Below are 25,128 nucleotides of genomic sequence, written 5' to 3' on the forward strand. Positions count from 1 at the left end.
ACCACTCGCCATATTGCGAGCGCAAAAATCATCCTCGTGCAGAATACAACCCACGGACAAACCGGCCTAACCCACAGGCCACATGTGGGCAGCGACACGCCACCGCGGCGACGGGGACCGGACCGTGGCCGACGATGCGGGGCAGTGCGCGGGCCGCGCAGGCGGCGGCATCGCGCGGATGCTCGCACCGCCGATTCCGCTCGCGGTCAGGCGTGGTGGTCGACGATGGTGCGGAGCAGGCGGATGAGGTGGCGTTGCTCCTCGCCGGTGAGGGGAGCCAGGAGTTCGGCCTGGGCGGTGCGGACGAGGGTGTCGAGCGTGTCGAGGTGGCGGCGGCCGGAATCGGTGAGGTGCACCAGATTCCGGCGGCGGTCCCGGGTATCGGGGGCGCGTTCGACGTATCCGCCGCGCTCCAGATCGGTGATGGCGGCGGTGACATCACTGCGGTCGAGTCCGATACGACGCCCGAGTTCGGCCTGACTGGTCGGCCCGGCTTCGTCGAGCGCCGCCAGCAGCGAGAAGTGGTAGCGGTGCGCGACATCGGCGGAGCTCAGCCGTTCGCCGACGATCCGCTGCCCCTGAGCGGCGCTCCGAGCGAGCAGCCAGGTCGGCAGCGAACGCAGTCGGCGCGGCGCGGTGCGGGGATCCACGAACTCAGCCTAGACCACCGTGCCTTCATTGTTGGTCTTGCCAACATTCTCGCCGGATCACGGAACAGCCGCCCCCGCTGGTGTTCTCAGCGGACCAGCCGGGCGAGCTGGCCGGTGTCGGCGCGGGATTCGGCGGTCGGGTCGACCGAGCCGATCTCCCAGTCCGCGCCGTCCGGCCACTCGGTGCCGGTCGGCGGATCGGGGTCGTACTGGATGCCGCGGCGCACCCATTGGGCGCGCTCCTTGCCCGCCAGCCGCTGCACCAGATGGAGGGCCATGTCGATCCCCGCGGACACACCGGCGGCGGTGATGATGTCGCCGTCGTCGACGAACCGTTCGTCACGCCGCACGTCGATGGTCGGGTCCAGCTGCGCCAGCACGTCCATGGACAGCCAGTGCGTGGTCGCCGGTCGCCCGTGCAGCAGCCCGGCGGCGGCCAGTACCAGCGATCCGGTGCACACGCTGGTGACGAGCGGGATCTTGTCCCGGAACCGGCGCACACAGGCGAGCACGGCGTCGTCCCGCAGCATCCACCGGGTGCCCTTGCCCCCGGGGAACACCACGACGTCCATGGGCGGCGCGTCGGCCAGGGAGCAGTCGGGAATCACCTTCAGTCCCTTGGCGGATTCGACGCTCTCCCCGTGCCGCGAGAAGGTGAACACCTCCCAGCCGTCCTCCGGACACAGCTTCGTCCAGAAGGCGAGGACCTCCCAGGGCCCCGCGAAATCCAGCTCCTCGACACCGTTGAACAGCAGAATCCCAATTCGCCGCGTCCCATCGGTCACGGCAGAGATGGTGTCAGCACCGACGCCGTTCCCCGGTTAGAAACGCCGAGGGCGCTCCCGGTTCGCGTACCGGAAGCGCCCTCGGCTCGTCGCTCGGCTCAGAGCATGCAGCTCACGCAGCCCTCGACTTCGGTGCCCTCCAGGGCCATCTGGCGGATGCGGATGTAGTAGAGGGTCTTGATGCCCTTGCGCCAGGCGTAGATCTGGGCCTTGTTGACGTCGCGGGTGGTGGCGCTGTCCTTGAAGAACAGCGTCAGCGACAGGCCCTGGTCCACGTGCTGGGTGGCGGCGGCGTAGGTGTCGATGACCTTCTCGTAGCCGATGTCGTAGGCGTCCTCGAAGTAGTCGAGATTGTCGTTGGTGAGGTAGGGGGCCGGGTAGTAGACGCGGCCGATCTTGCCTTCCTTGCGGATCTCGATCTTGGAGGCGATCGGGTGGATCGAGCTGGTGGAGTGGTTGATGTAGGAGATGGAGCCGGTCGGCGGCACGGCCTGCAGGTTCTGGTTGTAGATGCCGTACTGCATGACCGACGCCTTCAGTTCGCGCCAGTCGTCCTGGGTGGGGATGTGCACGTCCGCGTCGGCGAAGATCTGGCGCACCCGCTCGGTCTTGGGCTCCCACGCCTGCTCGGTGTACTTGTCGAAGTACTCGCCCGAGGCGTATTTGGACTCCGGGAAGCCGCCGAAGTACGTGCCGCGTTCCTTGGCGATGAGATTCGACGCCCGCACCGCGTGGTAGGCGATGGTGTAGAAGTAGATGTTCGTGAAGTCGACGCCCTCTTCGGAACCGTAGTAGACGCGCTCGCGCGCCAGGTAGCCGTGCAGGTTCATCTGGCCGAGGCCGATGGCGTGGGATTCGTTGTTGCCCTGCTCGATCGACGGCACCGAGTGGATGTGCGTCTGATCCGACACCGCGGTGAGCGCGCGAATGGCGGTCTCCACGGTCTTGCCGAAGTCCGGCGAGTCCATGGTCTTGGCGATGTTCAGCGATCCCAGGTTGCAGGAGATGTCCTTGCCCACCTTGGAATACGAGAGATCGTCGTTGAACTCCGAGGGCGTGGAGACCTGGAGGATCTCCGAGCACAGGTTGGAGTGGGTGATCTTGCCCTTGATCGGGTTCGACCGGTTCACCGTGTCCTCGTACATGATGTACGGGTAGCCGGACTCGAACTGCAGCTCGGCGATGGTCTGGAAGAACTCGCGCGCCTTGATCTTCGACTTGCGGATGCGCTTGTCGTCGACCATCTCGTAGTACTTCTCGGTGACATTGATGTCGGCGAACGGCACGCCGTAGATGCGCTCCACGTCGTACGGCGAGAACAGGTACATGTCCTCGTTCTTCTTCGCCAGCTCGAAGGTGATGTCCGGGATCACCACGCCCAGCGACAGCGTCTTGATGCGGATCTTCTCGTCCGCGTTCTCCCGCTTGGTGTCGAGGAAGCGGTAGATGTCGGGGTGGTGGGCGTGCAGGTACACCGCACCCGCGCCCTGGCGCGCACCGAGCTGGTTGGCGTAGGAGAACGAGTCCTCCAGCAGCTTCATGATCGGGATGACGCCCGAGGACTGGTTCTCGATCTTCTTGATCGGAGCGCCGGCCTCACGAATATTGCTGAGCAGCAACGCGACTCCGCCGCCGCGCTTGGACAGCTGCAGGGCGGAGTTGATGGAGCGCCCGATGGACTCCATATTGTCCTCGATGCGCAGCAGGAAGCAATTGTGCACCACCGTGCCGCGAATAGCGTAGGTGTGGGTTCCTTCCACATGCAGGTTGTAGACCTGCTCCGGAGTTTCCTCGGTTCGCGCGATTTCCCGGATACCGTACACATGCCGCCCGTGCACAACCTGGTACGTTGTCCGCTTCGTGCCCTTGCGACCCACGTAGTTGTGCAGATTCTTGCCTACATCGAGGATGAAGTCTTCGTTCACGCCCGGCACACCCGGAACGAACACCTGGCCGGTGTCGTTGCCCGCCTGATTCGCATACCGGCGCACTGTCGAAACGATCCCCAAACGCCGAAGAATCAGCTGTACCTGGTCCACCAGTTCGGGATTCACCAGATCCAGCACGAGCCCACCGTTGGTGCAACAGCCGTCTCCACGATACAAACCGGCGAGGAGTCCACGCTGAAAGTCCTCGTTCGCTGTCAGGACATCATGAGTCAGCCGCTTTGTGCTGTATCCGGTTCCGGCCAGGGACAGCATCAGCGAGGCCACGATCTTGCTGTTGCACACCATGCGAACCGAATGATCGGACTGGTTCGCGTGCGCACTGAGATCGACGGCGAACACCTGCTTGAATGCAGCCGAAAGCTCCTCCTGATACGCGGTCTCATGCGCACCGAGAGTGAAATGGACGCCGTTCGGAACCGTGCTGCCGGTTCGCCTCGAGACGTGCCCCTCCGCGACGTACCATCCCAGGATGAGGCCGAGTTCGTAGGACTCCTCGACATAACGGTTGACCGCCACGAATCCCTGCCGGTGCCGTTGCTTGTTCCGATGCTTCGCATCGACATTCACCTTGCGAATCAGGCCGTCGACCTCTTCGAAGGTCCCTTCCCCGACGTGGTTCATCAGGTCGTGCGTTCGCCGCTCACGCACTTCCAGGGGCGCGGCAGTGACAATGAAGTCCGAAGGATGGACATCCTGGGCGGCGAGCCACACGAATCCGTTGAAAGGGTCGGCGCCGTCACCGTCGATCAGTGTATCGACGTCTCGCGTGGTCCACACGAGGATCGGATGCTCAGGCGTGCATCGAATGGGCTCCTTGTGACCGAAATGGGAAAGCGACACCAGCGCTTGATCGTTCGGGTTCTCGACGACCGCCTCCACCGCGGCGTAGGTCCCGTCGTGGGAGAGCACCCGGTCCCCAGGGCGCAGCGTCTCGATGGCTCGCGGACCGTCAATGGTGTCCACCGGGGTTCCGGCAGGGAAGCAGGATACCGGCTCGCCGCGCTGCTTCTTGCCCGAGTTGAGGAAGGTCGGGGTGGCGGGCTGGAAGCGGCCCTCCATGATCTCCTCGACCAGTTCCGAGGCCAGGATCTCGTCTCCGTCGGCCAGGGTCAGCGCGACCATGCACACGCGATCCTCGAAGCGCTCCAGGTAGCGCTTGCCGTCGAAGGTCTTGAGCGTGTACGAGGTGTAGTACTTGAACGCGCCGAGGAAGGTGGGGAACCGGAACTTCTTGGCGTACGCCTGCTGGAACAGCTGCTTGATGAAGGCGCGGCTGTACTTCTCCAGCACCTCCGTCTCGTAGTAGTTCTCCTCGATGAGGTAGTCGAGCTTCTCGTCGAGATTGTGGAAGAAGACGGTGTTCTGGTTGACGTGCTGCAGGAAGTACTGGTGCGCGGCCTCGCGGTCCTTGTCGAACTGGATCTCGCCACCCGGGCCGTACAGGTTCAGCATGGCGTTGAGGGCGTGGTAGTCCAGGCCCTCGGTGGTGGAGGAGTCCCCGCTGACCGGACGCTCTACGCGGGCAGTCTTTCCGACCGGTGCTGTTGTCGTTGCCAAAACAATCCCAATCCCTCTCGGACGCGCTCGACGTCCTCGGCAGTTCCCATGAGTTCGAAGCGATACAGGTACGGCACTCCCGCCTTGCGCGAGATCACCTCTCCCGCAAAGCAGTACGTATCGCCGAAGTTCGTATTGCCGGCCGCGATCACGCCGCGCAGCAGGGCGCGGTTGTGGGGATCGTTGAGGAATTTGGCCACCTGCCGGGGCACGAATTCCTTCTCGGATCGGTTCCCACCCAGTACGTGCCGACCGCCCCCGTAAGTGGGGACGATCAGCACGTAGGGTTCATCGACGCGAAGCGAGTCGGCGGTATGCAGTGGTATGCGGAGCGCCGGGAGGCCCAGCTTCTCCACGAAGCGGTGCGTGTTCTCCGACGCACTCGAGAAGTAGACCAGATTGGCTGTCTGGGTGGACATGTCGGCCACCTTCCCAGTTCGATCGGGCGAACCTGCGACCAGCGGCGAGCTTCCCCGCACGCCGCTGGGGGGCCGCTCAGGCCGCGACGGTGGCGAGCGCCTTGATGCGGTCCGGGCGGAAGCCGGACCAGTGGTCGTCACCGGCGACGACGACGGGGGCCTGCAGGTAGCCCAGGGCCATGACGTAGTCGCGGGCTTCGGGGTTCTCGGAGATGTCGACGACGTCGTAGTCGACGCCGATCTTGTCGAGCGCCTTGTAGGTGGCATTGCACTGAACACAAGCAGGCTTCGTGTACACGGTGATGGTCATTGGTGTCCCCTTCTCCTCGCCTTCGATCCGTATGCAGTGCACGACTGAAACAACATCCACGTACTAGCTGCGCAAACCCCTGGAAGCGGAACCGAAGCCCCTGGTCACCCGATCCGATCCACTGTTCATCTCGGGTGGCTTTCCAGCGCTGTAGACACTACACCTAGTGGCCGACAGATTCACACAACACGACATGTTGCGACTCACAAAGGTGAAATTCCGGTGCCGTAAGTACCTGGACACTCAATTCGCAACTCGACACGACTGAGGCAGAGATCACAATTTCGGCAACTAGCACATTCTCAGCAAACGCTGCTTCATCAGGCATAACACCCATCACGCGGGTCACACGCACACCACGGATGCACGGGCGTCGCAACACCGTCCCGTCACGCGGCCGACATCGAATCGAGACCCGCCCCGGCGTGTCGTCAGCGCGCTCGCACCCCACCGCGGACGACGGGGCCACGGCTCCGAAAGCCGTGGCCCCGTGGGAGTTCGGTGACGCGCCGGTCAGGCGGTGACCAGGTTGCCGTCGGCCGATTCCGCCAACGAGACGACGGTCGCGGCCAGCTGGGTCAGCGCCTCGGCGTCATCGGCGGGGTGGACGTCGACGAAGCGGCTGCCGATGGTGCCGAAGTGCAGGTGCGCGCCTTCCACGACGGATGCGCCCGCGATCCCCAGCGCCTTGACGGCGTCGCCGTGCGCCCACTTGGCGGCGTTCTGGCTGATGGACGCGGAGACCACGGCGGTCGGCTTGCCCTTGATCGCACCGGCGCCGTAGGGGCGCGAGGCCCAGTCGATGGCGTTCTTCAGCACGGCCGGGAGGGTGCCGTTGTATTCGGGCGTGACCAGCAGCAGACCGTCGGCGGCGGCGATCGCGTCACGCAGCGCCTGCGCGGCGGCGGGCACTTCGCCCTCGACATCCAGATCTTCGTTGTAGAAAGGGATATCCGCGAGACCCGCGTAGAGGGTGATCTCCACACCCTCGGGCGCCGTCTTGGCGGCGGCCTCGGCGAGGCGGCGGTTGATGGAGGCGGCACGCAGGCTTCCGACGAGAGCGAGCAGACGGGTCTGGGACATGGCGGGCACTCCTCGAGCGGTGATCGGTGGGTGGTACGTTCATCTCAGGCTAACCGGACCATGGTCCGGATTAATTCCCGGGTATCGAGAAGGGCACCGTGATGCGTAACACGCCCCCGGCACAGCAGCCCGAACCGCTGCCGCCCGAATCGCTGTCTTCCGAACCGCTGTCGCTCGAGCCCAGGACGCCGCTGTCGCTGCCGCGCGGCATCCCGCTGCCGACCGCCGAGCACGGCGAGCGCAGCGACGCGGCCCGCAACCGCCAGCTGCTGCTCGATGCCGCCGAGGCGCTGGTGCGCGAGCAAGGGGCGGAAGCCGTCACCATGGACGCGGTCGCCAAGCGGGCGGGCGTCGGCAAGGGCACGGTCTTCCGGCGGTTCGGCAACCGGTCCGGGCTCATGCACGCGCTGCTGGACCAGTCGGAGAAGAAGCTACAGGCGGCGTACATGTTCGGGCCGCCGCCACTGGGACCGGGCGCACCGCCGGTGGAGCGGCTCATCGCCTTCGGGCGGGCGCGGCTGGCCGGAATCGAGGTGGAGGGCGATGTGCGCCGGGAGGCGTCCTTCGACGCCGACCGCTATGCCAGCGCCCCCTACAACGTGACCAGATCCCATGTGGCGCTGCTGCTTCGGCAGGCCGACGTGGCCAGCGGCGGCTGGCTGCTCGCCGATACGCTGCTGGCCGCGCTGGACGCGGGCCTGGTGCTGCACCAGACCCGCGCGCTCGGATACACGCTGGCGCAGATCGGCGACTACTGGGAGACCCTCGTCCGCCGGGTCACCGCCCCGGCCGCGCAGTAGAGTGTGCGCAATGGGGAACCTGCGTGACGAGATCATCGCCGAACTGGGCGTGGCACCGACCATCGAACCGAAACTCGAAGTGCGGCGGCGCATCGACTTCCTCAAGGACTATCTGCGCTCCACCCCCGCCGTGGGATTCGTGCTCGGCATCAGCGGCGGCCAGGACTCCACCCTGACCGGGCGGCTGTGCCAGCTCGCCGCCGAAGAGCTGCGCGCCGAGGGCGCCGAGGCCGCCTTCGTGGCGGTGCGGCTGCCCTACGGGGTGCAGGCCGACGAGGAGGACGCGCAGACCGCGCTGCGGTTCATCCAGCCGGACCGCTCGGTGGCGGTGAACGTCAAGCCGAGCGCCGACGCCGTGGGCGAGGAGGTCGCGCTCGGCGTGGCGGGTTTGCTCGACGCCGAGACCCGGTTGCGGGATTTCGTGCGCGGCAATATCAAGGCCCGCGAGCGCATGGTCATCCAGTACGCCATCGCCGGTCAGCTGAACCTCCTGGTGGTAGGCACCGACCACGCCGCCGAGGCGGTCACCGGCTTCTTCACCAAGTACGGCGACGGCGGCGTGGACATCACCCCGCTCACCGGCCTCACCAAGCGCCAGGGCGCGGCCCTGCTCCAGGAACTCGGCGCCCCGCCCAGCGTCTGGCAGAAGGTCCCCACCGCCGATCTGGAGGACGACCGCCCCGCCCTCCCCGACGAGGAGGCCCTGGGCCTGACATACGCCCAGATCGACGACTACCTGGAGGGCAAGGACGTCGGCCCGGAGGTGGCGCAGCGCCTCGAGACGATCTTCCGCAACACCCGCCACAAGCGCGCCGTCCCGGTGACCCCGCTCGACACCTGGTGGAAGTAGCCGCACATCGGGCCGCGCCCCACTCGGTTCGGAGCGGGCGCGTTCTCGATCGGCGTGAGCGACGCGGATTTCGACGCCATCGCCGAGATCACCGGCCAGCCGACGACATGCGTCGTGCCAGCCGAACCGCCTGGGCGCAGCGGCGGATCAGCCGCCCGCGAAGGGGGGCAGGACGTCCACCCGGGCGGTGAGGGGAGTCGTTGTGTCCCTGGTGAGTTCGTCGCCGACGAGGTAGGCGCAGACGCGGAGCATGGGGTCCAGGTCGGGGCCGTAGGCGGTGGTCAGGGTCTGGCGCAGGTCGGCGACCGTGGCTCCCGCGGGGAGGTCCAGGGTTTCGGAGTCCTTGCCCACCGCGTCGGCGATGGCGGCGAAGTAGCGGACCTCAACCACCGATGGCTCCCATCGTTCGCTCGGGGGGCTGGAAGTCGGCGGCGTCGATGCCGTGACCCGCCCACTTGTTCCACATGGCGCCGCGCCACAGGGTGGCGATCTCCGCGTCCGAGGCGCCGGAGCGCAGGGCCGCGCGCACATCGTATTCCTGATCGCTGAACAGGCAGGAGCGGATGCGGCCGTCGGCGGTGAGCCGGGTGCGGTCGCAGTCGCCACAGAACTTGCGGGTCACCGAGGCGATGATGCCGACGGTGCCGGGGCCGCCGTCGACCAGCCAGTTCTCGGCGGGGGCGGACGGGTCGTCGGGGCGGCCGATCTCGGTGAGGGTGAAGCGCTTCCCCAGCACGTCGAGGAGTTCGGCGGCGGTGATCATATTGGCCCGTGCCCACTCGTGGTCGGCGTCGAGCGGCATCTCCTCGATGAAGCGCAGTTCGCAGCCCTCGTCGATGCACCACTGGAGCAGATCCGCCGCGCCGGAAAGGGTTTCGCGCATGAGCACGGCGTTCACCTTGACCGGGGCCAGCCCTTCGCGCTGGGCGGCGCGGATGCCGGAGAGCACCGACTCGAGACGGTCGCGGCGGGTGAGGCGGGCGAAACCGTCGCGGTCGACGGTGTCGAGGGAGACATTGACCCGGTTCAGTCCGGCCTCGGCCAGCTTGCGGGCGCGGTGTTCGAGACCGACGCCATTGCTGGTCATGGCCAGCGGCGTGTCCGGCAGCGCGGCGCGGCAGCCGGCGATGATCCGCTCCAGATCCCGGCGCATGAGCGGTTCGCCGCCGGTGAAGCGCACCTCGTGCACGCCGAGTTCGTGCACCGCCAGCGTGACCAGGCGGACGATCTCGTCGGCGGTGAGCAGCTCATCGGCCGGAATGGGCGGCAGGCCCTCCTCCGGCATGCAGTAGGTGCACCGCAGCGAACACTTCTCGGTAATGGATACCCGCAGGTCACGGGCGGTACGCCCGTAGCGGTCCACCAGGAACGGGGTATCGGGGCGACCGTCGAGGGAGGGTCGCCCGGCTCGTACGGCGGGAATTCCCATCACGACCACGGTCACCCGACCATTATTACGGGTATGTCCAGTCCCCCGCTCGCCTGTCGTGCCGGACGGCCCCGCCCCGGCGCGCGTATAGGCTGACCCGCATGACTTCTCGGCCAGTTCGGACGCAGGCCCGATCCGTCGACGACCACCGGCAACGCATCGAGAGTTTGCTGCGCCCGCTGGCCGGCCGGGAGACCGAGCGGATTCCGATGGCGCGCGCGCTCGGACGGCGGCTGGCCGAGGACCTGCACTCCCCCCTGGATCTGCCGGTCTTCCGTAACTCGTCCATGGACGGCTACGCGGTGCGCGCCGAGTCGGTGGCCGACGTGCCGGTGACGCTGCCGCTCGCCGGTGTGGTGGCGGCCGGGATGGCCGGTGACGCGGAGCTGCCCGCCGGGACGGCCGTGAAGATCATGACCGGCGCGCCGCTGCCGCCGGGCGCGGACTGTGTGGTGCCGGTCGAGGACACCCGCGCCGACGGCTCCCTGGTGACCATCGAGAAGGGCCGCGCCGCAGGCGATTTCGTGCGCGAGCCGGGCACGGACGCGCGCGCCGGGGACCTGCTGGTCGCGGCGGGCACCCGGCTCGCCCCCCGGCATGTGGCGGCGCTGGCCGCGGTCGGGCTGGCCGAGGTCCCGGTCGCGCGGCGGGTGCGGGCCGCGGTGCTCACCACCGGTGACGAGCTCATGCCCGCGGGCAGCGTGCTGCGGCCGGGCCAGATCTACGACTCCAACGGGCTCACACTGGCGACGGCCTTGGCGGACAACGACGTCGAGGTGGTGTCGGTCGGACACAGTTCCGACGATCCGGCCGAGTTCCGCGCGCTGGTGACCGCCGCCGCGGCCGCCGCCGATGTGGTGTTCACCTCCGGCGGCGTGTCCAAGGGCGACTTCGAGGTGGTCAAGGACGTGCTCGCCGAGCTGGGCGGCGAATTCGGTTCCGTCGCGGTGCAACCCGGCGGACCGCAGGGTGTGACGGTGGTGGACGGGGTGCCGGTGGTGAGTTTCCCCGGCAATCCGGTGTCGACCGCCGTCTCGTTCGAGGTCTTCGCCCGCCCGGTCCTGCGTGAGCTGGCCGGACTCCCGCCGGTCGACACCGCCGAGCTGGCATTGCTGGAACCGGTCCGCTCCCCCGCCGGTCGCCGCCAGTTCCTGCGCGGTCGGCGCACCGACGACGGCGTGGCCCTGGTCGCCGGACCCGGCTCCCACCTGATCGCCTCCATGGCCGCCGCGGACGTGCTGATCGACATTCCGGCCGAGGTGACCGACCTGCCTGCCGGGACGCTGGTGCGGGTCCGACACCTCTGACCCTGTTACCCCGTGCCGCCCCACCGGGGCGACTGTGGAACGCTGGTGGGCATGAGTGAGTTGTCCCATGTCGATCGGGAGGGACGCGCTCGCATGGTGGATGTGAGCGCCAAGGCCGACACCACGCGGGTTGCGGTGGCGGCCGGTGAGCTGCGGACCACGCCCGAGGTGGTGCGGCTGGTGCGCGCCGACGACATGCCCAAGGCCGATGTGCTGTCCACCGCCCGCATCGCCGGGATCAACGGGGCCAAGAAGACCTCGGAACTCATTCCGCTCTGCCACCAGCTGGCGCTGTCCTCGGTGGACGTGCGCTTCGGCTTCACCGACGCCACCATCACCATCGAGGCGTCCGCGAAGACCAAGGGCCCCACCGGCGTCGAGATGGAAGCCCTCACCGCCGTGGCGGTGGCCGGGCTCACCCTGCACGACATGGTCAAGGCCGTGGACCCGGCCGCCACCCTGACCGGCGTCCGACTGCTCACCAAAGACGGTGGCAAGCACGGACATTGGGAACGGCCGGAGGCCACCGCGGCGGAGACCGGCACCGAGCGGACCGCCGTGGACGCTTCGGCGCACCCGCACGGGGCAAGCCACCGGCACTCGCACGCCGCGGCGGAACGGCCTTCCGGAGACGCCGCCGGGGCCGATGCGTTCGGCGCGGGCCGCCGCGCGGCCGTGCTGGTGGCATCGACCGGCGTGGCGGCGGGGACGCGGACCGACACCACCGGGCCGCGGCTGGTGGAATGGCTTGCCGGGCTCGGTTTCTCGGTGCGGGGGCCGCTGGTGTACGCCGACGCGGATATCGCCCACGGCCTGTCGGACGCGCTGTCGGAGGAACCCGCGCTGGTGATCAGCACCGGCGGGACGGGGGCCTCGCCCACCGACGCCACCCCGGAGGCGACGCTGAAGGTGCTGGATCGCGAACTGCCGGGGGTGGCGGAGGCGATTCGGCAGCGGGGTGCCGCGAAATTCCCGCTGGCCGCGCTGAGCCGCGGCGTCGCGGGGCTGGCGGGGCGCACGGTGATCGTCAACCTGCCCGGTTCGCCGGGCGGGGTGAAGGACGGCATCGCCGTGCTGGAACCACTGCTCGAACATCTGCTGGCCCAGGTGGCCGGAGGAGGCAGCCATGAGTGACCTGCTGGCCCGGATCAGCGAACAGCCGCTGAACCCCGACGAGGTGGAGCGGGCGGTGTCCGGCCCCGAACACGGCGCGGTCGTGGTGTTCACCGGCAAGGTCCGCGATCACGATGGCGGCCACTCGGTTTCGGCCCTGGAGTACTCCGCGCATCCCGAGGCCGAACGCTTCCTGCACCGGGTCTGCACCGAGGTGGCCGCAGCCAGCGGCCTGCCCGTGGCGGCCGTGCACCGCATCGGCCCCCTCACCATCGGCGATCTCGCCATCACGGTCGCGGTGGCGGCCCCGCACCGCGCCGAAGCCTTCACCGTCTGCGCCGAGCTGGTGGACCGCATCAAACACGAGGTCCCCATCTGGAAGCGGCAGCGCTTCGCCGACGGCATGTCCGAATGGGTGAACGCCTGCGGCTGAGCCGTTCCCGGCGGCCGCAGGCGTGCGCTGCGCGTCCGGCCTGCGATTCAGGCCGTCACCGGGTCCTGCGGCTCCGACGTCGGCGGCGCGGATTCCGCCGTGCCGCGCGCGAATCCGCCAAGGCGGGTGTGGTTGAAGATCATGTTCAGGGTGAAGACCGTGGCCGCCGCCAGGGAGATGCCGCTGTCCAGCAGGATCTGCGCCGAGGACGGGAAGCGGTCGAACATGCCGTCGGTCAGGACCGGGATCAGACCGACGCCGATGGCGGTGGCGGCGATGGTCAAGTTGACACGGTCGGTCAGGTCGGCCTTGCGCAGCGTATTGACACCGATTACGGCGATGGTCGCGAACAGCACCAGGCCCACGCCGCCGACCACCGGTTTCGGCACCGCCGCCACCACAGCGCCGAAGCGGGGCACGATACCCAGGATCATGAGCAGCGCGCCGCTGACCGCCGTCACATAGCGGCTGTACACCCGGGTCGCCGCCACCGCGCCGACATTCTGGTTGAAGACGGTGTCGATGAAGGAGCTGAACACACCGGCCAGCACCGCCGACAGACCGTCACCGGCCAGTCCGCGACCCAATTCCGCGCGCCCGACCTTCTTCCCGGTGATCTCGCCGATGGCGAGCATGCTGGCGGTGGACTCGGCGAACACCACCGCGATCACGATGGTCATGGCCACCACCGCGGCGAGCGGGAACTCCGGCGCGCCGAAGTGGAACGGCCGCGGAATGCCGAGCCAGTCCGCCGCCCCGACCCCATCCAGCGTGATCAGGCCCATGGGAACGGCCATGAGCACGCCCACGGCCAGCGCGATGAGAATGCCGAGCTGCGACCACACGCCGCGGCCCAGGCAGGTGAACACGAGCGCGATCACCAGCACCACGGCAGCCAGTCCGATGCGGGCGGGATCACCGAAGGCGGCGTCGCTCGGATCGGTGCCGACGATCAGCCCGCCCGCCACGCCGATGAGCGAGATGCCGACCACGGTGAGCACGGTCCCGGTCACCAGCGGCGGGAAGAACCGCACGATCATGGCGAACGGCCAGGCCAGCGCCAGTCCGATCAGACCGCCGAGGAGCATGGACCCGTAGACGGCGGGCAGCCCGTACTCCTTGGCGATGAGGATCATCGGCGACATCGCCACGAACGTCGCGCCGCAGATGATGGGCAGCCGCGCGCCCAGGAACCGCCCGGCCCCGAGGCTCTGCACCATGGTGATGAAGCCCGCGACCAGCAGGTCGGCGCTGATGAGCAGTCCGATGGTGGCCTGGTCGAGCCCGGCCGCCGCGCCGAATACCAGTGGGACGGTGACACATCCGGTGTACATGATCAGGACGTGCTGGATGCCGAAGGCCAGCAGCCGTGTCCACGGCAGCCGGATGTCGACGGGATGGGGCGAGGTCATCGGTACTCCTTGCGATACGGCGGGTGAGATCACGCTAGACACTCGGCCACGATCGGGGGTTTGTCCGATACACCTAATCGGCGGTCGCGGACACGCCGAATTTTGTCTCGGCAACCAGCGCTCGCGGGGCGCGACATGCGCCAGAGTGGGATCAGGATGTCCATCGACCGAGGGAGCCGCTCGTGACCGCATCGCCCGGAAAGATCGTGCTCGGCCCGCATCAGTACGGCAAAGCGGAGAACCGGGTGGTGCGCATCTACCGGGACACCGCCCGGCACGAGATCCGCGACCTGAATGTGTCGTCGTGCCTGCGCGGTGCGTTCGATCCGGCGCACACGGTCGGCGACCAGGGTGCGGTGCTGCCCACCGACACCCAGAAGCAGACCGTCTACTCCTACGCCAAGGAGCACGGCGACGGCGGTATCGAGGACTACGGACTGGCGCTGGCCCGGCATTTCGTGGACGACATCGAACCGGTGGACTCGGCGCGCATCGAGATCGAGGAGTACGCGTGGCAGCGTGTTCCGGTCGGCGGCAGCGAGCACGATCACACCTGGACGCGGGTGGGGCCGGAGGTCCGGATCGCCGCGATCACGGTGCGCGGCACCGGCTCCGAGCGTCGGGAGTGGGTGATCGGCGGGGTGAAGGATCTGGTGATCCTCAAATCCACCGGATCGGAGTTCGCCGGATTCCTGACCGATCCGTACACGGTGCTCGAGCCCGCCGCGGATCGGATTCTGGCGACCAGCCTGGTGGCGCGCTGGCGCTTCGCCGCCGCCCCCGACGATTGGGACGCGGCCTACGACGGCATCCGCGCGGTCATGATCGAGACGTTCGCCACGCTGCATTCGAAGGCGTTGCAGCAGACGCTGTTCGAGATGGGCAAGGCGGCGCTGGAGGCGTATCCGTGCCTGGCGGAGATTCGCATGTCCGCGCCCAACAAACACCATTTCGCCTACGACCTCGGCCGATTCGGGGTGGAGAACGCCGGTGAGGTGTTCCACGCCGACGATCGGCCCTACGGCCTGATCCAGGCGAGTGTGCTGCGGGAGGGCGCGCCGGACGCCGGAATCGCCTGGGACGCCTACACCGGGGCGGTGTGACCACCGAGTGTCCGCACCGCCAGGTACAGGTCGAGCCGGTCGTCGAGCCGACCGAGGTCCCGCCCGGTCAGCTCCTCGACCCGGCCGATCCGATAGCGCACCGTATTGAGGTGCAGGTGCATATGCTCCGCCGCCTGCCGCCAGGAACCCTCGCATCCGAGAAACACCTCCAGGGTGCGCACCAGCCCCGCACCGGTCCTGCGGTCGTATTCGACCACCGGCCCCAGCACCCGCTCGGCGAACCGGCGCTGCAACTGATCCGGTATGGCCGTGAAAAGCCCCGCCGCACTGTCGATATCGGCGACATGCACGGTGACCTCCCCCGCCTCGGCCGGTGCGACGGCGGCCGCCGCGGCGAACGCCCCGGACAGCGCCTCCCCACTCTGCGGCGCGCTCACCCCGACCCCGATCCCCCCGCCGCCCAGCACCGGCCGCAGCCGCCCGAGCGCCCGGCGCAGCAGCTCCGCCACCTCCGCTTCGCTTCCGGGCACGTATCCGATGACGCGACCATCCCGGTCGATACCGGTCACGATGCCGGGCAGCACATCGTGCAGTGCGGCCCGCAGGGTTTCGCGAGTCGGCTGCGCCTTCGCCGACGGCATGCGAGCGGCTGTTACGGTGATCGGATCGGTGACGCACCGCGCCTGGGCATCGCCCCACACCGCGGTTGCGACGACCGGCTCGCCGCCGACCCGCCGGTCGGGATCGACGGCGGCCGACCATCGCCCGGTTCCGGCGGCACGCCCCACCCGATCGCCGCCGGGCCGGACCGCCCGGCGCGCAGCCGCGGGCGCGGTTGCCGCCACCGCCCTCGCGACGGCCACCGGCCCACACGAATCCGAGGGCGTGGGCGCTGGTGCGGCAGCACCGGTGGGCGCGCTCGACCGTGGCACAGCCGCCACCGCGGTCGACTCCTCGGCCGTGATGGCGACATGTTCGGATGCGTCGGCCGCGATCACGGCGTCGGCGGCATTCTCGTCCACCGCCGCTGCGGACACCGCCGCGCTGACGGTCCCGATCGCACTCCGGGTGGCCCGCGCGGCGGCAGGCGACCGCCGTTCGGCGACGCCGGGGGTGTCGGCACTGTCGGATCGGGGGGTGACGCACAGGTCGCATACCAGGGCGACCAGCGGGACGGTCGTCGGTGCGGCGGTGAGATCGACGGTGTTGTCGGCGATATCCCAGGTGGCGCGCAGGTGCTCGGCTCGGCGTGCCCGGTAGATTTCCGCGACGGCGGCCAAGTCCGCACCCACGGTCTGCACTCCACGCGGGTTGGCGTCGGCGGCGGCGCGGACCATGAGGTACCAGGCCGCGGCCCGGTCGGTACCGCGATTGCCGACCGGGTGCACCGTGACCGCTCCGGGGGCGACGGCGGGCAGTCGGGGCGCGGTCAGGGCGGTGGGGAGGATGCGATCGATCTCATCGGCACACAGCGGCGCGGTACCCGCCACGACCGCGCCGGTCGCGGTGAGCAGCCAGGTCGAGAATCCGTGCTCCGCCGCGACATCCGCCATGAGGTCGCCGATATCCGCACCCCCGGCCGCCTCGGCCAGCAGTCGACGCAATCCGAATTGTTCACGTTGCCAACGAGTTTCGGCGGCTTGCTCGGCCATGTACTCGATGATCCGGCTGAAGGGCGCGCTCTGCGGGGCCGACAGCAGCGGCAGGTCGTGGCGAGCGCACGCCGCGATCACATCGTCGGGCACGTAGCCGTGCAGGGCTTGTCCGGCGACCACGCCGACGGCTCCCGCCCGCGCCAGCAGACCGACATATCGGTCCGCGTCCGCCGGGGAACTCCGCCACACCAGGCCGGTGCACACCAGTGCTCCGGCCGTCACGAACGGCTGCGGGTCCGGCATATCGGTCACACACACCCGTGCCACCGCACGCTCCAGCACCGCCGCGTCACCGTGCAGCAGCTCCATCCGCAACTGCGGCGCACCGAGCAGATCCCGTAAGCGCACGGCACACCTCCGTCCTTCGTGCCTACTGCCGCACACCGTATGAGCCCGGTGTTGCCGCCACGTTTCGCCCATGCTGCGGCCGCTTCACGAGGATCCGCACCGCGCGGTGACGGGGGCGGCGGCGTGGTCGGTAGGGTGTGCTGGTGGCTCGGCGCATTCCTGTTCTCGTGGTGGCCGGATTTCTGGGGGCCGGTAAGACAACGCTGCTCAATCACCTGCTGCGCAATAATCGCGGACTGCGAATCGGGGTGGTGGTCAATGATTTCGGCGCGGTGAACATCGACGCCATGCTGGTGGCGGGCCAGGTGGACGCCATGGTGTCGCTGGGCGACGGCTGTGTGTGCTGTGCGGTGGACGTGAGCGAGCTGGACGGGCTCTTCGACCGCCTGGCGCAGCCGCGCGCCCGGATCGACGTGATCGTGGTGGAGGCCAGCGGGCTGGCCGAGCCGCGCAATCTGATCCGGATGATCGTCAACAGCGAGAATCCGCGCATCGGCTACGGCGGGCTGGTGGAACTGGTGGACGCCGAGCATTTCCCGCAGGCCCGCGCCCAGCACCCGGAACTCGCCACCCATCTGCGCATGGCGGATCTGGTGGTGGTGAACAAGGCCGACCGCGTCCCGCTGGCGACGCTCGACGGACTGCTCACCGAGATCCGCGCCCTGGCCGACCCGGCCCCGGTCTACTCCACCGCGCACGGGCGCATCGATCCGGGCCTGTTGGTGGACACCCCGGACCACGAGGCGCGCCGCCCCCGCGTCGGCGAGCAGCTCAGCTTCGACGAACTGTTCGCCGACGCCGACGACGACCACCACGACTGCGACGGCCGTGCCTGCCACGACCACCGCCACCTGCACGACGGCTACGACACGGTCTCCTTCACCAGCACCACGGACCTGCGTCCGCGCGCCCTCGTCGACTTCTTCGAGAACCCGCCCTCCGGCCTGTTCCGCGCCAAGGGCACCATCGCCTTCGCCGTCCCCGACGACCGCCGCAAATTCATCCTGCACATGGTCGGCCGCCACATCGTGGTGGAGCCCACCCCCTGGCCCCGCCACGAACCCCGCGCCACCAACCTGGTCCTGATCGGCGCGGGCCTGGACACCGCCGCCGCCCTGGACCGCCTGCGCACCACCGTGCACACCGACGCCACCCCCCTCGACGAACAGGAACTCCTACCCGTCTGGCGCTACGTCGAACCGGCCGCTCAATCCGTGAGCTGATCCGGCGTCACCTCGAATTCGGTCCGCCCACTCGCGGATTCGACGCCGTAGGGCAGCGCGGTGGTGATGGTGACCAGCTCACGCCCCCGCACGACGCGTGCGTCCAGCACGGTGCAGCCCAAGCGCGTCCGGACCGGGTAGACGGTGTCCGGCCGCAGCGGCGGCTCGGAGCCGAAAATCGGTTCCTTGTCGATGATCGGATGCGCGATCCCGTGCGCATCGGTCAACCGCACCTCGACCAGTCCCGGCTGCGGATCGTCCCCGGCCCACCGCACGGCGTCGACCCAGACGGTACCCACATCGCATACGCGCCCCATGACACCAGCATGCACGCCGCCAGGACCGCAGACCAGCGGCCGTCAGCGCCCGGCGATGACGCTGTCGTCGGTGCGTTCGTGCTCGACCGCCGGGCTCACTCGGCGGGCAGGTTCGGGATGCGGGTGGCGCGGACGTAGACGGACTCTCCGGCGGCCAGGTGCAGGGCCTCGGCGTCGCCGCGGGTCACCTGGGCGGTGAACAGGTCGCCGGTGGCGGCGTTCTTCAGTTCCACCCGCACCTCGAATCCGAGGTGGACGACGCGTTCGACACTGGCGCGGGTGACCCCGGCCGACACCGCCGTGCCCTCGTGGCTGGCCAGTGCCATGCTGGGATCGCGGCCGACGCGGATATCGTGCGGGCGCACCAGATGTCCGTTCAGTTTGGCGACATCGCCGAGGAAGGACATGACGAATTCGTTGGTGGGACGGTCGTAGACGTCCTCGGGGGTGCCGATCTGTTCGATGCGGCCGCGGTTCATGACCGCGATCTTGTCCGCCACGTCGAGGGCTTCTTCCTGGTCGTGGGTGACCAGGACCGTGGTGACGTGCACCTCGTCGTGCAGCCGCCGCAGCCATTTGCGCAGATCGGTGCGGACCTTCGCGTCGAGCGCGCCGAACGGCTCGTCGAGCAGCAGCACCTGCGGCTCCACCGCCAGCGCCCGCGCCAGGGCCATGCGCTGGCGCTGACCACCCGACAGCTGCGCCGGATAGCGGTGCTGGAAACCGTCCAGTCCGACGATCTCGAGCAGTTCGTCGACCCGCTTGGCGATCTCGCTCTTGGGCCGCTTGCGGATCTGGAGCCCGAACGCCACATTGTCGCGCACGGTCATGTGCTTGAACGCCGCGTAGTGCTGGAAGACGAACCCGATATCGCGCTTCTGCGGCGGCACCCGGGTGACATCGCGCCCGGCGATGGTGACCACCCCGGTATCGAGCGACTCCAGCCCGGCGATGGACCGCAGCAGCGTGGACTTGCCCGATCCGGACGGCCCCAGCAGCGCGGTCAACTCCCCCGAGGGGATGTCGATGCTGACATTGTCGAGAGCGGCGAACGAGCCGTAGCGCTTGTTCGCACCGGTCACGGTGATCATGAGGCAGAGTCCCGCTTACGTTCGAGGAGAGTCATCAGGAGAAGGACGACGAAGGCGATGCCCATGAGCAGGGTCGCCGCGCAGTACGCGCCGAAGACGTTGTGATCGTTGTACCGGTCGTGCACGAGCAGCGTGAGCGTCTGCGACTGGCCGGGCAGCGCGGTGGAGACCATGAGCACCGCGCCGAATTCACCCAGTGCCCGCGCGACCGTGAGCACCACGCCGTAGGTGAGGCCCCACCGGATGGCGGGCAGGGTGATGCGCGAGAACGTCTGCCAGCGGTTCGCGCCCAGCGTCGCCGCGGCCAGTTCCTGATCGTCGCCGATCTCGTGCAGCACCGGCTCCACCTCGCGCACCACGAACGGCAGCGTCACGAAGATGGTGGCGAGCACCATGCCGGGCAGGCTGAAGATGATCTTCAGGCCGTAGTCCTCGAGACCGCCGAACCAGCCGCCCGCGCCCCACAGCAGGATGAGCGAGACGCCGACCACCACCGGCGATGTCGCGAAGGGCAGATCGACCAGGCCCTGAATCAGACCGCGGCCCGGAAAACGCCCGCGCACCAGCGCGATAGCGGTCATCACGCCGAAGACCACATTCACCGGCACCACGATGGCCACGATGATCATGGAGAGGTTGAACGCGGAAATCGCCGCGGGCGTGGAGATCCAGTCGATGAACGTCCCGATGCCGTTTTCGAAACTGCGGTACAGGATGATGCCCAGCGGCAGCACCAGCAGCACGAACAGATACCCGAGCGCCACCGTGCGCAGCGAAATACGGGTCATCGCCGAGAGTTTCACTGCGCGTCCTGCTCCTTCCGCGCCGCCCGCTCCGCGAACAGCCGCAGCACCAGCAGCGTCAGGAACGCGATCACCAGCAGCGCCACCGAGACCGCCGCCGCGCTGACCGGGCGGTCCACCTCGATCTGCTGCTGGATGTACTGCGAGGCCACCTGGGTCTCGCCCGGGATATTGCCGCCGATCAGCACCACCGACCCGAATTCGCCGATGGCGCGGGCGAAGGCGAGCCCGCCGCCGCTGATGATGGCCGGGGTCAGGGTCGGCAGCACGATGCGCCGGAAGGTGGTCCAGTTGTCCGCGCCCAGCGAGGCCGCCGCCTGCTCGACCTCGATATCGACCTCGATGAGCACCGGTTGCACCGAACGCACCACGAACGGCAGCGTCACGAAGGCCAGCGCCACCACCAGACCGGGCTGGGTGGCATTGAGCTGGATGTCGAGCGGGCTCTGCGGACCGTACAGCGACAGCAGCACGATGCTGGCCACGATGGTCGGCAGCGCGAACGGCAGGTCGATGAGCGCGTTCACGATGCTCTTGCCGGGGAAGTCGTCGCGCACCAGCACCCAGGCGATGAGGGTGCCCATGACGACGTTGAGCACGGCGACGATCACCGAGACGACGACGGTCACCCGCAGCGCGCCCAGCGCGGCGGGGGCGGTGACCGCGTCCCAGAAGCCCGACCAGCCGTCGCTGAACGAGTTGACGGTCAGCGCCGCCAGCGGCAGCAGCACGATGATGCTGAGCCACAGCACCGCGATCGCGATGCCGAGGGGGCCGACCGATCCGGTCACCCGCAACCAGGACCGGCGGTCCGGGCGCGGGACGCCGGTGGTGTCGGTGGATGCGCGCGAGTCCCGCCCGAGCTCGACGCTTCCGCTGCTGTCTTTCACGGTAGCCAGTATCCTGTGTGGTTCACGTCACCCGACTATCCGGTGGTCCGCTCGTAGATCGTGGCGATACCGCCGCTGCCCTGGGTGAACAGTTCCTGGTCCACGGTCTGCCAGCCGCCCAGGTCGGCAATGGTCCACAGGGTGCGCGGCTGCTGGAACTCGGCGGCGAAGTCGGCCATCACCTGCGGGTCCACCGGGCGGAATCCGGCCTCGGCCCAGGCGCGCTGGGCGGCGGGGGTGTAGAGGAAGTCCCGGAACGCCGCGGCCCGCTCGGGGTGGCGCGAACTCTTCAGCACCGCCACCGGATTCTCGATCTTGAAGGTGATCGGCGGCACCACGTGCTCGATGGGATCGCCCTGCCGCTCGGCGAAGATGGCCTCGTTCTCATAGCTGATCAGCACGTCGCCGACGCCCTGGAGGAAGGTATCGGTGGCCATCCGGCCGGAACTCGGCTGCACCTTCACATGCTCGGGCGAGAGCAGTTCCGACAGGTAGTCCAGACCCGCCTGCGGATTCTTGCCGCCCTCGCTCTCGGCCGCGTACGGGGCGAGCAGATTCCATTTGGCCGAGCCGGAGCTGAACGGGTTGGGGGTGACCACCTCGACGCCCGGCCGCAGCAGATCGTCCCAGTCCCGGATGCCCTTGGGATTGCCCTCGCGCACCACCAGCGTGACCACGGAACCGAACGGAATTCCCTTGTTGGCGTCGGCATTCCAGTCCGGATCGACCAGTCCGGCGTCGACCAGGCGGGTGATGTCGGGCTCCACCGAGAAGTTCACCACATCGGCGTCCGCCCCCTTGGCCACCTTGCGGGACTGGTCGCCGGACGCGCCGTAGGAGGGCACCACCTCGACGCCTTCCCCGGCCTCGGTCTCGTTGAACGCGGGCACCACCTCGTCGAAACCCGGCTTCGGCGTGGCGTAGGCGTACAGGTGCAGGGTGCCGCGGCTGTTGTCGACATCGCCGCCGCCGACCTCGTCACTGGAGCCGCCACCGCATCCGGTGAGGGCTAGGGCGGCCACGGCCACCAGCGCGGTGACGAGCGACGGACGTCGGAGCCGGGAACTGCGGGGCATCGAGAGGACCTTTCCTACCGCCCGCCGAACTCGTCGGCGGAAATCTGGGGACTGCCGTGAGCCCGCGTCCGGGCACGGCGATGGCGCGATCGGCCCGAAGGCCGCCGGGAACGAACGTCAGCTGCGAAAGGACGCGCGCCAGTCTACTGATGAGCCGTGCAGCGGTTCGGTCGGCGGTCAGCGACAGTGAATGTCCGCTACCGCAAGGCAGCCCACCGCGATCAACGCCAATTCATGGCGGACCCGGGGTGGAGCACTCGACGACACGGGCAGACTGTAGCAGAGCGGCATTCGAGGCCGCGAATCACCGAGAAACGCCCACACGGGGGAAATTCATGACGAGCCCTGACCGACTCCGCACCCGATTCCCGGAGATCAGCACCCGCGCCTGGGAGCACCCCGCCGACCGGACCGCCCTGGTGGCGCTGCGCAGCCTCGCCGGCTTCGACACGGTGCTGCGCACCCTGAGCGGACTGCTCGCCGAACGCCAGCACCGGCTGCTCTACCTGGCCACCGCGGTGCGCGTGGACGAACGACAGTTCAAGACGCTGCACCAGCTGCGCCAGGACTGCGTCGACATCCTGGACGCACCCACCACTCCGGAGATGTTCGTACTCCAGGACCCGCGGGCCAACGCCCTCACCATCGGCATGGACCAGCCCTTCATCGTGCTGACCACCGGACTGCTGGACCTGCTCGACCAGGAGGAGCTGCGGTTCGTGGTGGGCCACGAACTCGGGCACGCGCTCTCCGGGCACGCCGTCTACCGCACCATGCTCATGCACCTCATGCGGCTGGCCGGCGGCATCGGCTGGATTCCGATCGGCGGGTGGGCGCTGCGGGCCATCGTCGCGGCGCTCATGGAGTGGAGCCGCAAATCCGAGCTCTCCGGCGACCGCGCGGGACTGCTGGCGGGCCAGGACGTGGAGGCGTCGGTGCGGGTGCACATGAAACTGGCGGGCGGCTCACGGGTGGACCAGATGAGCCATGCGGCCTTCCTGGCCCAGGCCGACGACTACGACCGCTCCGGAGACCTGCGCGACGGGGTGCTGAAGCTGCTCAACCTGGAATTGCAGAGTCACCCGTTCTCGGTGCTGCGCGCCGCCGAACTGCGCCGGTGGATCGCCGGCGGGGAATACGGCCGGGTGCTCGACGGGCAGTATCCACGCCGCCACACCGACCGCGACACGCGTCTCGGCGAGGAGATCCGCCAGGCCGCCCGCAGCTATCGCGACTCCTTCGACCAGTCGGAGGATCCGCTGGTCAAGGTGGTGCGCAATCTCGGTCGCGATGCCGCCTCGGCGGTCAACACGGTGGGGCAGGAAGTGGGTGAGACGGTGTCAAAGATCGGCAAGCGGTTCGACGAGTGGCGGAATCGAGACGGCTCCTAGTCGCGGAGTGCGGAATACTCGGTGCGGGGAGCGTGCGCGCTCGGCCCGGATGCCCTGTCGATCGAACGAGATGGAGTGACCTGTCGTGCAACTCGGTGTGAACGAGTCGTTCGCCGGTTACGAGATCGAGGGCGTACTCGGGCACGGCGGCATGGGCACGGTCTACCTCGCCCGGCATCCGCGGCTGCCGCGCAAGGTGGCGCTCAAACTGCTGAATCGGGAGGTGTCGGCGGACGAGGAGGTGCGGCGGCGGTTCGAGCGCGAGGCGAATGTGATCGCGCGCCTGGATCATCCGAGCATCGTCGGGATCCACGACCGCGGGGTGCAGGACGGGCATCTGTGGATCGCCGTGCAGTACGTGCCCGGTACCGACGCGGCCCGGCTCGACCCGCGCACCGTCCCGGCCGAGCGGGCGGTGCGGATCATCTCCGAGACCGCCGCCGCGCTCGACTACGCGCACAGCCACGGCATCCTGCACCGGGATGTGAAGCCCGCCAATATCCTGCTGTGGGCCGCCGCGACCGGTCGCGACGAACGGGCCGTGCTCACCGATTTCGGCATCGCCGCCCTCGCCGATTCCAACACCCAACTCACCGCCACCGGAATGTTCTCCGCCACACTGGCTTTCGCGTCCCCCGAACACCTCTCCGGTGAACGCCTCGACCACCGCGGCGACCAGTACTCGCTGGCCTGCACCTGCTACGCCCTGCTCACCGGCCACGGCCCCTACCGCGCCACCAACCCCGGCCAGGTGGTGGCCGGACACCTCAACAAGCCCCTCCCCCACCTGCACCCGCAGCGTCCCGACGTCCCCCCGGCCCTGGACGAGGTCCTCGCCCGCGCCGCCGCCAAATCCCCCGACGACCGTTACCCCGACTGCTCCACCTTCGCCGCCGCCGCCCGCGCCGCCCTCACCACCCCCTTCCGCCCACCCGCGACCATCCCCAACCCCAACGCCACGCTCCCCAACCCCGACGCCCACCCACCGAAATCCCCTGCCGCGGGACCACATCCGATCCCGCCCACATCGAACCCGACCCGCTTCGCCCCGGGCTCGTCCCATCCGGACGACGCGGAGGGCCGCCGGACGGCCACCCCCGGTGCGGCGGCCGATCCCGGCGCTGCGGGAGGCCACCACGCGGTGGGCGCCGACCCCGGCGCGGCGGCGGGTCC

Annotated in this window: 24 protein-coding genes and 3 pseudogenes; 9 read left to right on the forward strand and 18 right to left on the reverse strand. The window is 68.8% G+C overall.

Translation table 11 applies throughout. The features are described 5' to 3' along the window. Positions 1 to 206: 206 nt before the first annotated feature. From QMO76_RS19045 to QMO76_RS19080, 8 genes and pseudogenes are all read right to left on the reverse strand, one after another. Positions 207 to 650, reverse strand: a complete 444-nt coding sequence (locus tag QMO76_RS19045) for a MarR family winged helix-turn-helix transcriptional regulator (RefSeq protein ID WP_306362661.1) — start codon at positions 648 to 650, stop codon at positions 207 to 209. A gap of 86 nt (positions 651 to 736) precedes the next feature. Continuing rightward, on the reverse strand, positions 737 to 1,435 hold the full coding sequence (locus QMO76_RS19050; protein ID WP_306362662.1) for a DJ-1/PfpI family protein: 699 nt from the start codon (positions 1,433 to 1,435) through the stop codon (positions 737 to 739). A gap of 98 nt (positions 1,436 to 1,533) precedes the next feature. Further along, positions 1,534 to 3,150 (reverse strand): annotated as a pseudogene (nrdE, locus tag QMO76_RS19055) (class 1b ribonucleoside-diphosphate reductase subunit alpha); the annotation flags it as partial. A 24-nt stretch (positions 3,151 to 3,174) separates the two neighbouring features. Beyond that, positions 3,175 to 4,356: pseudogene (locus tag QMO76_RS19060) on the reverse strand (LAGLIDADG family homing endonuclease); the annotation flags it as partial. Between the two features lie 6 nt (positions 4,357 to 4,362). Then, positions 4,363 to 4,860: pseudogene (locus QMO76_RS19065) on the reverse strand (ribonucleotide reductase N-terminal alpha domain-containing protein); the annotation flags it as partial. Between the two features lie 38 nt (positions 4,861 to 4,898). Further along, a complete protein-coding gene (gene nrdI / locus QMO76_RS19070; protein WP_029927316.1) occupies positions 4,899 to 5,360 on the reverse strand; it encodes a class Ib ribonucleoside-diphosphate reductase assembly flavoprotein NrdI in 462 nt (153 codons plus the stop codon). A 76-nt stretch (positions 5,361 to 5,436) separates the two neighbouring features. Continuing rightward, positions 5,437 to 5,670, reverse strand: a complete 234-nt coding sequence (locus tag QMO76_RS19075) for a redoxin NrdH (protein ID WP_029927314.1) — start codon at positions 5,668 to 5,670, stop codon at positions 5,437 to 5,439. 513 nt (positions 5,671 to 6,183) lie between these two features. Further along, the gene (locus QMO76_RS19080; protein WP_306362663.1) at positions 6,184 to 6,753 is read right to left on the reverse strand and encodes an NAD(P)H-dependent oxidoreductase; all 570 of its coding nucleotides are present in this window, start codon (positions 6,751 to 6,753) and stop codon (positions 6,184 to 6,186) included. A 101-nt stretch (positions 6,754 to 6,854) separates the two neighbouring features. Here QMO76_RS19080 and QMO76_RS19085 point away from each other — a divergent pair, with 101 nt between their 5' ends. Beyond that, positions 6,855 to 7,553, forward strand: a complete 699-nt coding sequence (locus QMO76_RS19085) for a TetR/AcrR family transcriptional regulator (RefSeq protein ID WP_306362664.1) — start codon at positions 6,855 to 6,857, stop codon at positions 7,551 to 7,553. Positions 7,554 to 7,563: 10 nt separating this feature from the next. Next, positions 7,564 to 8,403 (forward strand): ammonia-dependent NAD(+) synthetase, encoded by an 840-nt coding sequence (gene nadE, locus QMO76_RS19090; RefSeq protein WP_306362665.1) that lies wholly within the window; start codon positions 7,564 to 7,566, stop codon positions 8,401 to 8,403. A 147-nt stretch (positions 8,404 to 8,550) separates the two neighbouring features. Here nadE and QMO76_RS19095 read toward each other — a convergent pair whose 3' ends face one another. Both QMO76_RS19095 and moaA read right to left on the reverse strand, forming a co-directional pair. Then, complete coding sequence (locus QMO76_RS19095) at positions 8,551 to 8,793, reverse strand: MoaD/ThiS family protein (protein WP_306362666.1); 243 nt, start codon at positions 8,791 to 8,793, stop codon at positions 8,551 to 8,553. Next, the gene (gene moaA / locus QMO76_RS19100; protein ID WP_306362667.1) at positions 8,786 to 9,847 is read right to left on the reverse strand and encodes a GTP 3',8-cyclase MoaA; all 1,062 of its coding nucleotides are present in this window, start codon (positions 9,845 to 9,847) and stop codon (positions 8,786 to 8,788) included. Before moaA ends, QMO76_RS19095 begins: the two co-directional genes overlap by 8 nt. 86 nt (positions 9,848 to 9,933) lie before the next feature. On the opposite strand from moaA, the gene glp reads away from it, so the two are divergent. The 3 genes from glp to QMO76_RS19115 are packed head-to-tail and all read left to right on the forward strand — an operon-like array spanning position 9,934 to position 12,685. Then, on the forward strand, positions 9,934 to 11,139 hold the full coding sequence (gene glp, locus QMO76_RS19105; protein ID WP_306362668.1) for a gephyrin-like molybdotransferase Glp: 1,206 nt from the start codon (positions 9,934 to 9,936) through the stop codon (positions 11,137 to 11,139). A gap of 51 nt (positions 11,140 to 11,190) precedes the next feature. Continuing rightward, positions 11,191 to 12,273, forward strand: a complete 1,083-nt coding sequence (gene moaCB, locus QMO76_RS19110; protein ID WP_306362669.1) for a bifunctional molybdenum cofactor biosynthesis protein MoaC/MoaB — start codon at positions 11,191 to 11,193, stop codon at positions 12,271 to 12,273. Beyond that, positions 12,266 to 12,685 carry a molybdenum cofactor biosynthesis protein MoaE gene (locus tag QMO76_RS19115; protein ID WP_306362670.1) on the forward strand — a complete coding sequence of 140 codons (420 nt, stop codon included), beginning with the start codon at positions 12,266 to 12,268 and terminating at the stop codon, positions 12,683 to 12,685. Before moaCB ends, QMO76_RS19115 begins: the two co-directional genes overlap by 8 nt. 47 nt (positions 12,686 to 12,732) lie before the next feature. On the opposite strand, the gene QMO76_RS19120 is transcribed toward QMO76_RS19115, so the two are convergent. Then, positions 12,733 to 14,097, reverse strand: coding sequence for a uracil-xanthine permease family protein (locus QMO76_RS19120; RefSeq protein ID WP_306362671.1), 1,365 nt, complete (start codon positions 14,095 to 14,097; stop codon positions 12,733 to 12,735). Positions 14,098 to 14,279: 182 nt separating this feature from the next. Between QMO76_RS19120 and pucL the strand changes: the two genes are divergently transcribed. Further along, positions 14,280 to 15,200, forward strand: coding sequence for a factor-independent urate hydroxylase (gene pucL / locus QMO76_RS19125; protein ID WP_306362672.1), 921 nt, complete (start codon positions 14,280 to 14,282; stop codon positions 15,198 to 15,200). Here the strand turns inward: pucL and QMO76_RS19130 are convergent. Beyond that, positions 15,182 to 17,164: a PucR family transcriptional regulator gene (locus QMO76_RS19130; RefSeq protein WP_306362673.1), complete on the reverse strand. Its 1,983-nt coding sequence runs from the start codon at positions 17,162 to 17,164 to the stop codon at positions 15,182 to 15,184. The genes pucL and QMO76_RS19130 overlap by 19 nt on opposite strands. A gap of 143 nt (positions 17,165 to 17,307) precedes the next feature. On the opposite strand from QMO76_RS19130, the gene QMO76_RS19135 reads away from it, so the two are divergent. After that, a complete protein-coding gene (locus QMO76_RS19135) occupies positions 17,308 to 18,387 on the forward strand; it encodes a GTP-binding protein (RefSeq protein WP_306362674.1) in 1,080 nt (359 codons plus the stop codon). On the opposite strand, the gene QMO76_RS19140 is transcribed toward QMO76_RS19135, so the two are convergent. The 6 genes from QMO76_RS19140 to QMO76_RS35375 all read right to left on the reverse strand — a co-directional run bounded on the left by QMO76_RS19140 (position 18,372) and on the right by QMO76_RS35375 (position 22,855). Further along, complete coding sequence (locus QMO76_RS19140) at positions 18,372 to 18,704, reverse strand: hypothetical protein (protein WP_306362675.1); 333 nt, start codon at positions 18,702 to 18,704, stop codon at positions 18,372 to 18,374. The two genes, QMO76_RS19135 and QMO76_RS19140, sit on opposite strands and share 16 nt — an antisense overlap. A gap of 95 nt (positions 18,705 to 18,799) precedes the next feature. Next, on the reverse strand, positions 18,800 to 19,795 hold the full coding sequence (locus QMO76_RS19145) for a sulfate/molybdate ABC transporter ATP-binding protein (RefSeq protein WP_306362676.1): 996 nt from the start codon (positions 19,793 to 19,795) through the stop codon (positions 18,800 to 18,802). Continuing rightward, positions 19,792 to 20,598 (reverse strand): sulfate ABC transporter permease subunit CysW, encoded by an 807-nt coding sequence (gene cysW, locus QMO76_RS19150; protein WP_306362677.1) that lies wholly within the window; start codon positions 20,596 to 20,598, stop codon positions 19,792 to 19,794. Before cysW ends, QMO76_RS19145 begins: the two co-directional genes overlap by 4 nt. Beyond that, positions 20,595 to 21,395 carry a sulfate ABC transporter permease subunit CysT gene (cysT, locus tag QMO76_RS19155; protein WP_306362698.1) on the reverse strand — a complete coding sequence of 267 codons (801 nt, stop codon included), beginning with the start codon at positions 21,393 to 21,395 and terminating at the stop codon, positions 20,595 to 20,597. Before cysT ends, cysW begins: the two co-directional genes overlap by 4 nt. Before the next feature lie 128 nt (positions 21,396 to 21,523). Beyond that, complete coding sequence (locus tag QMO76_RS19160) at positions 21,524 to 22,564, reverse strand: sulfate ABC transporter substrate-binding protein (RefSeq protein ID WP_306362678.1); 1,041 nt, start codon at positions 22,562 to 22,564, stop codon at positions 21,524 to 21,526. Between the two features lie 177 nt (positions 22,565 to 22,741). Continuing rightward, positions 22,742 to 22,855 carry an Ms4533A family Cys-rich leader peptide gene (locus QMO76_RS35375; RefSeq protein ID WP_368857813.1) on the reverse strand — a complete coding sequence of 38 codons (114 nt, stop codon included), beginning with the start codon at positions 22,853 to 22,855 and terminating at the stop codon, positions 22,742 to 22,744. A 44-nt stretch (positions 22,856 to 22,899) separates the two neighbouring features. Here QMO76_RS35375 and QMO76_RS19165 point away from each other — a divergent pair, with 44 nt between their 5' ends. Further along, positions 22,900 to 23,955: a M48 family metallopeptidase gene (locus QMO76_RS19165; protein WP_306362679.1), complete on the forward strand. Its 1,056-nt coding sequence runs from the start codon at positions 22,900 to 22,902 to the stop codon at positions 23,953 to 23,955. Positions 23,956 to 24,040: 85 nt separating this feature from the next. Further along, positions 24,041 to 25,128: serine/threonine-protein kinase (locus tag QMO76_RS19170; protein ID WP_306362680.1), on the forward strand; the 1,088-nt coding region annotated here is incomplete at its 3' end.

This window comes from Nocardia sp. CC227C (genome assembly GCF_030767025.1).
GTDB lineage: Bacteria > Actinomycetota > Actinomycetes > Mycobacteriales > Mycobacteriaceae > Nocardia.